This is a genomic window from Sphingopyxis sp. OPL5, assembly GCF_003797775.2.
GTDB lineage: Bacteria > Pseudomonadota > Alphaproteobacteria > Sphingomonadales > Sphingomonadaceae > Sphingopyxis.
This window is the reverse complement of record NZ_CP060725.1, coordinates 1884686-1896994: the sequence shown is the minus strand read 5'-3', so window position 1 is coordinate 1896994 and position 12309 is coordinate 1884686. Positions and strand designations below refer to the sequence as shown.

The 12309-nt window shown below is 67.2% G+C and carries 16 protein-coding genes and 1 pseudogene; 3 read left to right on the top strand and 14 right to left on the bottom strand.

The genetic code is table 11. The features are described 5' to 3' along the window. Positions 1 to 44: 44 nt before the first annotated feature. The 12 genes and pseudogenes from EEB18_RS09070 to EEB18_RS09020 form a co-directional block, all read right to left on the bottom strand. Entirely contained in the window at positions 45 to 836 is a 792-nt protein-coding gene (locus tag EEB18_RS09070; protein ID WP_187140080.1) for a VOC family protein, read from the bottom strand. Next, positions 833 to 1558: a DUF899 family protein gene (locus tag EEB18_RS09065; protein ID WP_187140081.1), complete on the bottom strand. Its 726-nt coding sequence runs from the start codon at positions 1556 to 1558 to the stop codon at positions 833 to 835. The genes EEB18_RS09070 and EEB18_RS09065 overlap by 4 nt, the downstream gene beginning before the upstream one ends. A gap of 21 nt (positions 1559 to 1579) precedes the next feature. Then, complete coding sequence (locus tag EEB18_RS09060) at positions 1580 to 2131, bottom strand: GFA family protein (protein WP_187140082.1); 552 nt, start codon at positions 2129 to 2131, stop codon at positions 1580 to 1582. 154 nt (positions 2132 to 2285) lie between these two features. Then, positions 2286 to 2690: a DUF1428 domain-containing protein gene (locus EEB18_RS22700; protein WP_316248991.1), complete on the bottom strand. Its 405-nt coding sequence runs from the start codon at positions 2688 to 2690 to the stop codon at positions 2286 to 2288. A gap of 18 nt (positions 2691 to 2708) precedes the next feature. Then, positions 2709 to 3005 (bottom strand): annotated as a pseudogene (locus tag EEB18_RS22695) (DUF1428 domain-containing protein); the annotation flags it as partial. Between the two features lie 31 nt (positions 3006 to 3036). Beyond that, positions 3037 to 3711, bottom strand: coding sequence for a glutathione S-transferase family protein (locus EEB18_RS09050; protein WP_187140084.1), 675 nt, complete (start codon positions 3709 to 3711; stop codon positions 3037 to 3039). 25 nt (positions 3712 to 3736) lie between these two features. Continuing rightward, entirely contained in the window at positions 3737 to 4411 is a 675-nt protein-coding gene (locus EEB18_RS09045; protein WP_187140085.1) for a glutathione S-transferase family protein, read from the bottom strand. Between the two features lie 2 nt (positions 4412 to 4413). After that, positions 4414 to 4632 carry a DUF4287 domain-containing protein gene (locus tag EEB18_RS09040; protein WP_187140086.1) on the bottom strand — a complete coding sequence of 73 codons (219 nt, stop codon included), beginning with the start codon at positions 4630 to 4632 and terminating at the stop codon, positions 4414 to 4416. Then, positions 4629 to 5045, bottom strand: coding sequence for a DoxX family protein (locus EEB18_RS09035; RefSeq protein ID WP_187140087.1), 417 nt, complete (start codon positions 5043 to 5045; stop codon positions 4629 to 4631). Before EEB18_RS09035 ends, EEB18_RS09040 begins: the two co-directional genes overlap by 4 nt. Before the next feature lie 24 nt (positions 5046 to 5069). Beyond that, positions 5070 to 5504 (bottom strand): VOC family protein, encoded by a 435-nt coding sequence (locus EEB18_RS09030; RefSeq protein WP_187140088.1) that lies wholly within the window; start codon positions 5502 to 5504, stop codon positions 5070 to 5072. 31 nt (positions 5505 to 5535) lie between these two features. Beyond that, entirely contained in the window at positions 5536 to 5976 is a 441-nt protein-coding gene (locus tag EEB18_RS09025; RefSeq protein ID WP_222943158.1) for a VOC family protein, read from the bottom strand. 17 nt (positions 5977 to 5993) lie between these two features. Then, positions 5994 to 6635 (bottom strand): TetR/AcrR family transcriptional regulator, encoded by a 642-nt coding sequence (locus EEB18_RS09020; protein WP_056347073.1) that lies wholly within the window; start codon positions 6633 to 6635, stop codon positions 5994 to 5996. Between the two features lie 264 nt (positions 6636 to 6899). Here EEB18_RS09020 and EEB18_RS09015 point away from each other — a divergent pair, with 264 nt between their 5' ends. From EEB18_RS09015 to EEB18_RS09005, 3 genes are read left to right on the top strand one after another with little or no spacing between them, the layout of a single operon-like run. Further along, positions 6900 to 8408: a YifB family Mg chelatase-like AAA ATPase gene (locus EEB18_RS09015; RefSeq protein ID WP_187140089.1), complete on the top strand. Its 1509-nt coding sequence runs from the start codon at positions 6900 to 6902 to the stop codon at positions 8406 to 8408. After that, positions 8408 to 8710, top strand: a complete 303-nt coding sequence (locus tag EEB18_RS09010; RefSeq protein ID WP_187140090.1) for a DUF1905 domain-containing protein — start codon at positions 8408 to 8410, stop codon at positions 8708 to 8710. Before EEB18_RS09015 ends, EEB18_RS09010 begins: the two co-directional genes overlap by 1 nt. Before the next feature lie 45 nt (positions 8711 to 8755). Continuing rightward, the gene (locus tag EEB18_RS09005; protein ID WP_187140091.1) at positions 8756 to 10522 is read left to right on the top strand and encodes a GGDEF domain-containing protein; all 1767 of its coding nucleotides are present in this window, start codon (positions 8756 to 8758) and stop codon (positions 10520 to 10522) included. Between the two features lie 22 nt (positions 10523 to 10544). Here EEB18_RS09005 and EEB18_RS09000 read toward each other — a convergent pair whose 3' ends face one another. Both EEB18_RS09000 and EEB18_RS08995 read right to left on the bottom strand, forming a co-directional pair. Next, entirely contained in the window at positions 10545 to 10940 is a 396-nt protein-coding gene (locus EEB18_RS09000) for a polymer-forming cytoskeletal protein (protein WP_156377591.1), read from the bottom strand. Position 10941: 1 nt separating this feature from the next. After that, positions 10942 to 12138, bottom strand: a complete 1197-nt coding sequence (locus EEB18_RS08995) for a M23 family metallopeptidase (RefSeq protein WP_187140092.1) — start codon at positions 12136 to 12138, stop codon at positions 10942 to 10944. Between the last annotated feature and the right edge of the window lie 171 nt (positions 12139 to 12309).

The following is a 12309-nucleotide window of genomic DNA, read 5'->3' as shown; positions in this document are numbered from 1 at the left end:
CTCTCTCCTCTTCCTCTTGCTTGCTCCCCTTCAGGGGAGGCCGTTTATGATTTGCGCGGTCCGACCAGCCCAAAGGCGGCACCCTGCGGGTCGATTGCGTTCATCGCATATTCGCCGCCCGGGATTTCCATCGGTTCGTTGGTCACCGTGCCGCCATGGGCTTTTACCGCGGCCAGCGCCCGGTCGATATCGTCGACCCCGATGTAATAGGTCCACATCGGTGCCGGCATGCCGGGCATCAGCGGCATCACGGCGCCCAGCCCCACCTCGCCGCGCTGGATGAAGCGATAGGCCCCCATCTCGCCCATATCCATTTCGCCCTCCTGTCCCCAGCCGAAGTGGCGGGTGTAAAAGGCGATGGCGCCGTCGGGATCGTTCGTCGCCAGTTCGTTCCACCGCACATGCTGCGCCTCGGTGACCGAAAAGACGTCGCTCTCCATGCCCTCCATCCCCGGCGGCGGGGTCGGCGCCATGATATAGAAGGGGGCGCCCTGCGGATCGGCGAGCATGGCGATCCGGCCCGCCATCTCGACATCGCGCGCGGGCATCAGCAGCGTACCGCCCGACGCCTCGATCGCTTCGATTTCGGCATCGACGTCGGCGGCGTGAAGATAGCCCAGCCAACAGGGATGCGCACCGTGCGCCGCCATGTCGGACGACAGCCGCAGCACCCCGCCATTCATTCCGCCGTCGCTGCGGGTGATGAAGCCGTAATCGCTGTTGTCGCCGTGCCCGGTCGACAGCGTCCAGCCGACGACCTGGTCGTAAAAGGCTTTCGCGGCTTCAGGATCGGGGGTCATCAGTTCGTACCAGATGAAGTTGGAGGCATCGGTCATCTTTTTGCTCCTTCGACGGTCGGAAAATAATCCCCGCGACCTTCGGGGGTCATGTCGAGCAGGCCCCACAGCGAATCGACGAGGTCGCCGGCGCGATGGTGCTGGCCGGGGTCGGACGGCGCGAACGCCATCTCGCTGCCCCAGTGGTGGCGGACGGTGTCGCCGTCCCTGCGAAAGACGTTGAAGATCGTCTCGTCCCATTCCTCGCCGGGCTTCAATTTTCGCTCGTCGCGCATCGCGGCCGGGAATTTGCGCGTGTCGCCGAAATAATCGGCCGAATAGCGGGTGGTGACGTCGGACAGGAAGGTGAGGTGCGACCAACCGCGCACGCGCGCCCATTCGACGAGCCGCGCGATCGGCGACTTGGCGACGATATAGAGCGGGGCGCGGTCGTCGATATAGCGCGCGCCGCCATCGACCGAATCGAGCATATGGGTGCAGCCGGGGCAGGGCTTGTCGCGCTCGGCATTCCACATGAAGCTGTAGAGGATGATTGTCGGTTTATCGCCGAACAGCTCGGACAGCCTCACCGTCTCGGGCCGCTGATAGGCGCCGATCCGCTCGAACACATAGTCCTCGGCGATTGCGCCGCCGGGCGGCAGCGCACGCCGCTGGGCCGCGACCGCCTCGATCTGGCGCCGCAGCGCGATCTCGGCATCTAGCAGCGCGTTGCGCGCGGTCCGGTAATCGGCGCTCTCGTTGGGATAGCTGATGTGGTGCATGTCGCTCTCCTCCATCCCCTGCTACCGGACCCAGCCCCGCGTCTTTTCGACCGGCGGCGCGCGAAATCCCATCGCCGCCCAGGCCGACAGCAGTTTCCACATGAACTTGCCCGAATGGGTCGCGTAACTTGGCACGTCGTCGCTGAACTCGATGCCGGCGGGACGGTCCTGAGTCATCGTCCGCATCGCGACCGGTGGCTGCTCATCTTCCGCGATGCGTCCGGCATAGATGCTCAGCCAATGGCCCTTGGTGAATTCCAACGCGATCGGCGCGTTGCAGCATCGCGCGACGAAGCGCCGGGTCGGCGAATCGGCTTTCAGTCGGTGCGCGTCGAGTTGACCGGTTCCCGATATCCACGCGATGCGGTCCTTGCGCACCAGCAGATAGGGGGTGCCGCCATCGGCATCGACCACGCCGGGTGCGCCGGGCAGGGCGCCGAACGCCTGCCCGGCTTGCTGGCAGCTATGGCAATAGCAGGTCGCCGCGACGATCGGCTCGCCCGCCAGCTCCAGTGTCACCGCGCCGCAGGGGCATGACGCGATGCGCGTTTCTTTCTCTTGCGTGCCGGCCATCGGGTGTCTCCTCTTCATCCACCCTGTCGCGAAGCGATGGGGCGGGGGACCGCCGCGAAGCGGTGGTGGTGGGGCAGCAACGGTGCGTCATAGCCCCTCCGTCAGCCCTTCGGGCTGCCACCTCCCCATGGCTTCGCCACAGGGAGGAAATCGATCACGCCTCGACGATCGGCGCGAAGCCGCCGTAGATCATGCGCTTGCCGTCGAAGGTCTGGTCGTTCGGATCATGCTGCATCCGCTCATCCTTCATCACCTTGTCCCAGCCCGCCATGCGCGTTGCCTTGTCGGGCCATTCGACCCAGCTGAATACGACGCTCTCGCCGTCCTGCCTGTGCGCGGCGCGGTTGAAGTCGGTGACCTTGCCGTCGGACACATCGTCGCCCCACGCCTCGACGACGCGCGTCGCGCCATGGTCGCGGAACACGGACGATGCCTTGATTGCCATATTGCGATAGGCTTCCTTGTTCGCGTCGGGGACCGGGACGATATAGCCGTCGGCGTAACCGAAGCGGCCTTCGGCTTTGTCGTCGAGCAGCGAGTCGAAGCCGGCGACGATCATGCGTTTGCCGTCGAACGGCATGTCGCCGCCCATCGCCGCCATGCGGGGGTCGTTCATCATCTTTTCGGTCGCAGCGTCGCGCGTCGCCTTGTCGGGATATTCGAACCAGCTGAACACGACGGTCTCGTCGGGCTTGGCCTGGACGGCGCCCTTGAAGTCGTTGACCTTGCCGTCGGGCACATCGTCGCCCCAGCATTCGACCATGCGCGCGACGCCGAACTCCTTGAACAAGGGCGCGGCGTCGGCGGCATGCTTGCGATAGGCTTCCTTGTTGGCGGTCGGCACCGCGAGCACAAATCCTTCTACATAGGTCATCTTGTCTCTCCTTGGGGGGTGGGAGGGGATTTCAGGCGGCGGGTGGACCCGCTTCTTCGCTGAAGGCGGCCAGCTGCGCGTCCATCGCGCGCTGGAAGGCGGGGCGGGCGAGGCAGCGGTCGAGATAGGCCTGCAACCGCGGCTGCTCGGCGATCAGTCCGGCTTCGACAGCCTCGCGCAGCACCGTCGCCATCGCGATGTCGGCGACGGTGAATTCGCCGGTCAGATAGTCTTTGTCGCCGATCGCATCGTTCAGCCGCCCGAGCCGGCCCTGGATGAATTCGATCAGGCTGGGACGGCGCAGCTTCGCCCATTCCTCGCCGGTCGAGAAAATATCGATATTGCCGAGTTCGAACAACATCGGCTCGACGCTGTTATAGGCGGCGAACAGCCAGGCGAGCGTGTTGGCGCGGGCTTGCGGATCGCGGGGCATCAGTCGCGCATCCTTTTCGGCGAGGTGGAGCAGGATCGCGCCGCTTTCGAACAGGCGGATGCCGCCGTCGTTGAGCACCGGCACCTGCCCCCACGGCTGGAACAGGAAATGGTCGGCGGGGCGGTTCACCGCGCTGATCAGATGCTCGGCATAATCGAGTCCGATTTCCTCGCACGCCCAGCGTGGGCGCAGGTCGCGGACGTAACCGCGGGCGAAATCGGGCACCCAGTCGAAGGCGGTGACTTCGATCTTGCTGTCGGGGTTCACAGGCATGGCGATCTCTCCTCGGTTGTGGGGTTCAGGCAGGCAGCGGTTCGCCGATAGCGCAGTCGGCCAGATGCGCCGCCATGGCGCTCTGAAAGGCCGGGCGGGCTTTGCCGCGTGCGACATAGGCGCTCAGATTGGGATACGGCGCCAGCAATTCCGGATTTGCGTTGCGGAGCACATCGACCATCACGATGTCGCCGATCGAAAAACGATCTTCCAGCCAGTCGCGGTCGCCGAGCGCCTGCGACAATCGGGACAGCCGCTGCTCGGCAAAGGGTTTCGCCGCTTCGATGGCACCGGCGAGCCAGTCGGTACCCTGTCCTTTGACAGTCAGCACGACCAGCGTCTGGATCATCGGTTCGACGCTGTTGAGCGCGGCGATCATCCAGCTGATCGCGCGCCCGCGCCCTTTCGCATCGCGCGGCAACAGACGCGCGTCGGCTTCCCCGATGTGGATCAGGATCGACCCCGTTTCGAACAGGGTCAGATCGCCGTCCTTGTAGACCGGAACCTGCCCGAACGGTTGATCGGCAAGATAGGCCGGTGCCTTGTCCTCGAAAATGCCGCCGATCAGCCGCGTGCGATAGGGCTGGCCGATTTCGTCGAGCGCCCAGCGGGCGCGGATGTCTTTGATCCGGCCGCGGGCGAAGTCCGGTACCGATCGATAGGCGGTGATCTCGGGCAGGGCGGCGGTCGCGGCGGACATGATCAGTCCCTCTTCCCTTTGATATAGGCAACGATCGACATCGCGTGGCCGTGGCCCAGCTCGAAATCGCCCTTCAGCCAGTCGACGACGGCGGTGGCTTTGACGCCGGGGGCAAGGCCCTTGCCATCGGCGAGTCCCTTGTCGATCGCGAGGCTGCGCAACTGCTCGGCCGATTTCCCGGTCTTGGCTTCGACGTTGTCGAGATAGGCCTGGAAACTCATGCGGTCGCTCCCTTCGCCAAAGGAATCAGCGCCCGGACGCGCGGGTCGCGCAGCCACAGGCCGCCCCACAGCATCAGGCCGAGGTAGACGCCGAACAGGCAGTGGCTGAACAGCGGGCTGCCGATCCGGACATGGGTGGCGATCGCGCCGCCGAGATATCCGGTGATCAGGATCGCGCCGAGGATCGCGGTGCGCGGCCAGATATAGAGCAGGGTCGGGATCAGCAGCAGCGTGCCGAGCATGGTCATCGTCGGGACGTCGAGCGGCCAGCCGAGGTCGGGCGGGCTATATTTGATCGCGGTCTCCGGTGAGACCAGCTTTAAGCCGGCATCGAAGAGGAGGAAGAGGATCACCAAGCCGCTCAAAACGCGGCCGGCGATCGACTGACCCTTGGTGGGGACTGCATCGGTCATCGCTTCCTCCTCCCGAAACTCAGGTCAGGCCGATGCTTCGGCGGGTTCGCCGGCGGGGATTGCGGTGGGGTCCATCCACATCACTTCCCAGATATGGCCGTCGGGATCCTCGAAGCTGCGGCCGTACATGAAGCCGAAATCCTGCGTCGGAGTCGGATCGGCCTTGCCGCCCGCGCCGACCGCCTTGTCGACCTGTCCATCGACCGCCGCGCGGCTGTCGGCCGAGACGCAGAGCAGGACCTGCGCGGTCGTATGCGCGTCGGGGATCGTCTTCCCGGTGAAGGTCGCCCATTTTGCGTGGGTGAGCAGCATCACGTGGATTGACCCTTCCTCGATCACCATGCACGCGGCGGTGTCGTCGGTGAATGCGGGGTTGTTCGCCGCGCCGACCGCTTCGTAAAAGGCCTTCGACTTGTCGAGGTCGGTGACTGGCAGGTTCACAAAAATCATCTGTGGCATTTTCTCTCTCCTTGGGGATGTGGGACTATTTTCAGAGGCTGGTTTCGGGGACAGGCGCCTCGCCATTGGCGACGGCGGGGTCCATCCAGAACGGACCCCAGACATGGCCGTCGGGGTCGAGGATGTCGCGGCCGTACATGAAGCCATGATCCTGCACCGGGTTGATGTCGGCGGTACCACCCGCGGCGGCGGCCGCTTCGACCATCGCATCGACCGCCTCGCGGCTGCCGAGCGCCAGCGCCAGCGACACCTCGCTCGACGTCGCCGGGGCGATCGGCCGGTCGGTGAAGCCCTTCCACTTTTCGTGGGAGAGGATCATCACGAAAATCGTTTCCGACCACACCATCGCGGCGCCGGTATCGTCGGAGAAGCGCGGTTCGTTGGTGAAGCCCAGCGCCTCGTAAAAGGCTTTCGACTTTGCGAGGTCGGCGACAGGCAGGTTCACGAAAATCATCTTCGGGGAATCGGACATCGGGGGTTCCTCTCGCTTCAGTCCGGAGCGAACAGCATCCGGACATAACGCTTCAAATGGGTGACGGTGCCGCGGGCAATCGCCGGGTCGTTCGTGGTTTTCGCCAGGACGAAGGCGCCTTGCAGCACCGACTGGACATGCTGGGCGAGTCCGATCGCGGTGACGTCGTCGGGGGCGCCGTACAGGTCGATCGCGGCCTGGATGTCGGGGGCGAGGGCCTGGCAATAGGCGTTGATGCTCGCCTCGCACGCGGCGCGGATGCGGTCGCTGGTCGCATAGGCTTCCTGCACCATCGTGCCGACGAAGCAGGTATAATCCTCGGTCGGGCCGTCGAGCATCGCCAGCCGGAAATCGATATGGCCGAGCAGGCGGTCGAGCGGGTCGTCCAGCCGGTTGTGCGGCGCCATCTCGAACATCGGCCGCGCGCGCTCGGTCCAGCCCTCGGCGGCGGCGACCCCCAGCGCTTCCTTCGACGCGAAATGGTGGAAGAAGGCACCCTTGGTGACCCCTGCCGCCGCACAGATTTCGTCGACGCTGGTCGCGGCATAGCCCTGCTTGCGTACCGTGCTGTGCGCTGCCGCGATCAGCGCCGCACGGGCGCTGCCGCGCGGTGCACGCGGCGATGGGGCGGGGCCGGAAGGGGGTTGGTTGCTCGTCATGCGAATCAACATACCGACCAGTTGGTATGGCGTCAAGCGCCGCCAAAAGACCCTTCGATCTTGTCGCCGGGTCATGGTGGGATTTGCCGTGCGGGCTCTGGGTGCGATATCCCCGCCAGCCCTGTGCAAAAAACAAGGTCGCCCGGCGGAGTTTTCGCGGCGTTCGTGTCGCGGCGCGCCTGTTCGAAAAGACTCGACCGCGCCGCACTTTCCTGCCACGAATATGAGAACAAAGCAAGCACATATTGTTCGAGGGGGGCGTCCATGGTCGCGATCGTATCCACCGTCGCCTATCTCGGGCTCGAAGCGCGCGGGGTCGAGGTGCAGTGCCAGATCACCCCCGGCGTCCCGCGCTTCGTCGTCGTCGGCCTGCCCGACAAGGCGGTCGGCGAAAGCCGCGAGCGCGTCCGCGCCGCGATCGCCGCGATCGGCCTCTCGCTGCCGCCCAAGGTCATCACCGTCAACCTGTCGCCCGCCGACCTGCCGAAGGAAGGCTCGCATTATGATCTGCCGATCGCACTCGCGCTGCTCGGCGCGATGGGCGTCATCGATGCCGAGACGCTGAGTGCCTATGTCGTCGTCGGCGAACTCGGCCTCGACGGCCGCGTCGCCGCTTCGCCGGGGGTGCTGCTCGCGGCGCTCCATGCGGGCAGCCAGGAGCGTGGTCTCGTCTGCCCCGTGGCGCAGGGTCCCGAGGCGGCATGGGCGGGCAATGTCGAGGTGCTCGCGGCGCCCGACCTGCTCGCGCTGCTCAATCATTTCCGGGGCAGCGCGCTGCTCGCCCCGCCGCGCCCCGGCGAAGTCGAGGAGCCGCGCCGCATGGCCGACCTCGCGCAGGTGAAGGGGCAGGAGGTCGCCAAGCGCGCGCTCGAAATCGCGGCGGCGGGGGGCCATAATTTGCTGATGGTCGGGCCGCCGGGGGCGGGCAAGTCGCTGATGGCGGCGTGCCTGCCCGGCATCCTTCCCGATCTCGATCCGGGCGAAGCGCTCGAAGTCTCGATGATCGCGTCGGTCGCCGGGCAGCTCGAAGGCGGGCGCCTCGTTCGCGCGCGTCCGTTCCGCAGCCCGCACCATAGCGCGTCGATGCCGGCGCTCGTCGGCGGGGGCTTGCGCGTCCGTCCGGGCGAGGTCAGCCTCGCGCATCTCGGCGTGCTGTTCCTCGACGAACTGCCCGAATTCCAGCGCACCGTGCTCGACAGCCTGCGCCAGCCGCTCGAAACCGGCGAGGTCAGCGTCGCGCGCGCCAACGCCCATGTCACCTTTCCGGCGCGGGTGCAGATGGTCGCGGCGATGAACCCGTGCCGCTGCGGCCACCTTGGCGACCCGGCGCTGGCGTGCAGCCGCGCGCCGCGCTGCGCCGCCGACTATCAGGCGAAGGTGTCGGGACCGCTGCTCGACCGCATCGACCTGCATGTCGAGGTGCAGGCGGTGAGCGCCGCCGACCTCGTGCTGCCGCCGCCGGCCGAAGGCAGCGCCGAGGTCGCGGCGCGGGTCGCCGCGGCGCGGGCGGTGCAGACGGCGCGCTATGCCGATCACAAGACGCGGACCAATGCCGAGATCGACGGCACCTTGCTCGAAGCGGTCGCGACTCCCGACGAGCCGGGGCGCAAGTTGCTCGCGCAGGCGGCCGAGGCGATGCGGCTGTCGGCGCGCGGCTATACGCGGATCTTGCGGGTGGCGCGGACGATCGCCGATCTGGCGGGAGCCGAAAGCATCGGCCGCATCCACCTTGCCGAAGCGCTGAGCTATCGGCGGCAGGCGCCGCGCAGCTGATGCCGGATATGCGGTTCGACGCCGAGATCATCGAGTGGCGCGGACCGCCGCCCTATCTGTTCGCGGTCATTCCCGAGACCCTTGTCGGCGACATACGTTATGCGGCGCTGTCGGAAAGCTATGGCTGGGGAGTCGTGCCGGTGATCGCAAAGATCGGCGCCACCGAATTCGCGACGTCGCTGTTTCCGCGCGCCGGTACCTATCTGCTGCCGGTCAAGGTTGCGGTCCAAAGAGCCGAGGCGATCGGGCTTGGGGACCGGGTGCGTGTGGCAATGCGCGTCGGGCGGCCCGGCCAGGGCTGAGGTCATGGTAAAGATTTTCGAACATATTGGTGCGATACGGCGGTCATGACGGCGGCGGGCAACCCCTTGATGAAGCTGTATGGCAGGCTCGCGCTGGCTCTGACCCTGCTCGCTTTCACCTTTTCGCCGGCGCCGGCAAACGCCGAGGCGCTGACGGTCGAGCATGGGCTTTGTCACGCGGCGAGCGGGTTGGACACGTCCGACGCCGCCCTTGCGGCGCGGCGCTTTTCGTGCGGCGGACTGCCGGCGGGCTATCATCGCGCCAGTCTCTGGCTGCAGACCGATCCCGCGCAGGTTCATCTCGCGCGCAGCGACCTCGCGCTCATGGTCCACCAAAGCCGGTTCGACCGGCTCGCGGTCGCCTTCACCTACGCCGACGGTGTCACACGCTGGCAACAGGTGCGCCAGGGCGATTACGGGTCGCACTGGCGGGCGGGCGGGCAAATCTTGTTCGAGGCGCCCGAGCGCGGGGTGCCGCTGGCATCGGTGACGATGCGTTTCGACCGGCTGGCGAGCGCCGGCCTGATCCGCGCGCGGCTGTTGCCGAAAGCCGATGCGGTGGTGCAGTCGACCGGCATGGCGGTGGCGATCGGCGCCGCGCTCACGCTGCTGCTGGTCAGCGGCATCTACAGCCTGTCGCTCGCCTTCGCAGTGCGCCGCCAATATCTGGCCTGGCAGGCGGGCTGGTCGGCGACCATGCTGCTCTGGGGCTTTATCTGGTCGCAGGCTCATCTCGGGTTCTTCCCCGGTCTGGCCGGTACCGTGTCGGCGCAGATCGCGACCTTCCTCGCCTGCCTGGCGATTGCGATCGCGACGTTCAGCGCGGTGCTGGCGGTCGATCGCGGCGCCGTGTCGGCGCGGCTTCGCGGCACCGCGCTGGCGCTCGGTACCATCGTCGGGGTCGTCGGGGTTCCGCTGGCGCTGATCCGCAGCGAAAGCCTGACGCAATGGGCCGACCTGCTGGGGCTCGTCATCGTTGCCGACCTGCTGGCGGTCGCCGCCTATCTCGGCTGGGCGTGGTGCCGGGGATCGGTCGAGGCGCGCGACTTCCTTGCCGCCTGGTGCCTGCCGATGGCGGTGCTCGCCTTCATTCATATCGTCGATGTCGACGACCGTGTGTGGGGCGGCGGCTCGCAATTGCTCGTGCTGGCGGCGGCGACCTGGCAGGCTTTGTGGCTGTCGGCGTCGGCGACGCGCCGGCTCGCCCGGCTGCGTATCGAGCGCGACAGCGCGCGGGCGTCGGAGGCGCTGGCCCAGCAACTGGCGCGGCGCGATCCGCTGACCGGGCTGCCCAACCGGCGCGGTTTCGTCGGCAGCGTGACGCCGCTGCTCGAACGCGCCCGCGCCGACGACCTGCCGGCGGCATTGCTGCTCGTCGACATCGACCGGTTCAAGTCGATCAACGACGTTCACGGTCATGATGCCGGCGACGCGGTCCTGTGCGAAGTCGCCCGGCGGATCGCGCGCTGGGAAGGGCCGATGTGTACCGTCGCGCGGCTTGGCGGCGAGGAGTTCGGCCTGCTGACGGTGGGCATGGATGGCATCGTTCTCAGCCGCTTCGCCGAAAGCGTCCGGCTGGGGATCGCGGCGTGCGACCACCGCGCGGCGATCGGCGCGCGAACGGTCACCGCCAGCGTCGGGGTCGCCGAAGTCCGCCCCGCGAGCGATTTCCAGCAACTCTACCGGCTCGCCGACGAGGCGCTTTATGATGCGAAGCGCGGCGGACGCGACCGGGTGGTCGTCCAGCGCCGCAGCGACGGCGCCGGTCCCTCCGACGATCGATCGAGCCGCGAAGCGATGCTGTCGCGCTGACCGCAGGCTGTCGCTTTTCCGGTCAGATGCCGAGCGACGCCGACTTGTTCTCGACCACCTCGAGCGGCGGCTTGGCTGCAGCCGCCCCGTGGCGGCGGTGGCTGAGCTTGCCGTCGACCTTGCCGCCATTCTCGATCGTGATCGTCTCGTAGACGACGTCGCCGGTGATCCGCGCGGTCGCGTGGACGATCAGCGTCTTGGCCTCGATCGAGCCATCGACCAGCCCCGCGATCTTCGCGGTTTCGGCGACGACCGCGCCCTTGATCTCGCTCGCCTCGCCCTGGACGAGGTTGGCGCATTTGAGGTCGCCGTCGATCTTGCCGTCGACGTGCAGGTCGACGCTGGCCGCGACATTGCCGGTGACGACGACGTCCGATCCGAGGATCGAGAAGGTCGTATGACGGGCGCCGGTCGCCATCTTAGCGGGCACCGCGGGCGACGGAACCGACGCGCTGTCGGGCGTCGGCTTTGACTTCGAGAACATCGGCTTTGGCCTCCAGGAAGCGGCGCGGGTTGACCGCCACGTCGTTCAAACGAACTTCAAAATGCAGGTGGCTGCCGGTCGAACGGCCGGTCGAACCCATTCTGGCGATCTGCTCCCCCGCCGTGACCTGTTGGCCCACCGTCGCGGTGAAGCCCGACAAGTGGGCATAGCGGGTTAAGATACCCTGACCATGATCGACCTCGACGACATTGCCGTAACCCGACTTCTGACCGACGAAGCTGACGCGGCCGGGGGCGGCGGCGAGGATCGGGGTGCCGATGGGGCCGCGGAAATCGAGGCCCGCGTGCATCGCGCCGCCGCCGGTGAAGGGGTCGCTGCGATAGCCGAAGCCCGACGACATCATCAGCACATTGGCGGGGTTGCCCGACGGCACCGCGACGAGGGTGCGTTCGAGCACTTCCATGCGGAACAGCGCGCCTTCCAAGGCGGCGAACGACGCGCCGAGCGCCTTGGCTTTGCCCATCTTGCCGCGATAGGGGATGAAGGGACCACCACGGCCGGCCGCGGCGTTGCGAACGAGGCCCCTGGGGTCGAGCCCGAGCGCGGCGACGGCGGTTTCGGCCTTGGCGGCGCGGTCGTTGACCGCGGCGAGCAGGCGGCTGGCAAAGGCCTCCTGCCGCGCTTCGAGCCGGGCCAGCGCCTGCGCCTCGGGGGGCAGGTTCGGGTCGATCGCGCTGGTCTTGAGCGGCGCGGCGGCGGCCGGCGCGGTTTCGGTACCGGCTTCGTCGGTGACCGCGGCGGGTTCGGCGCCGAAGCTTTCCTTCGACCATTCCTCGAGCTGCACCTGGCGCTCTTCGAGGTCGGCGGCGGTTTCGGCGACGCGGTCGCGGTAGCGGGCGATGCGTTGCTCGGCGGCGCTGGCGGCGGCCTGTTGCTGGGCGACCGCGGCACGCTCGTCGGCGCCGAGCAGCTGGTTGACGAGGATGGCGAGCGTGACGCCAGCCCAGGCGAGCAGCACGGCGGCGGCAATCAGCGCGACTCGCTTTTGCCAGGTTGCGCTGATCCGAAGAAAACGCACATGGCCGTGCGTTCGAACGAAGATTTCATGGTCCTGAAACAGCGCGTTGAAGCGCTGGCGCCAATGGCGCAGGCCCGTCGATTTCGATGACAAGTGGCGACCCCATCTTGTTATTATGTGGAGCCCTCCGCCCCGAGTGACCGGCGCCTTAACAGCAGTTACCGCGACTCGCGAATCCCGCGGGGGTGACTCGCGCCGAGTCGAAAGCGGGACGCGGTGAACGGTGTCAAAGCGCGGCAACGCCGCCATTCTGGCAGGAAATAG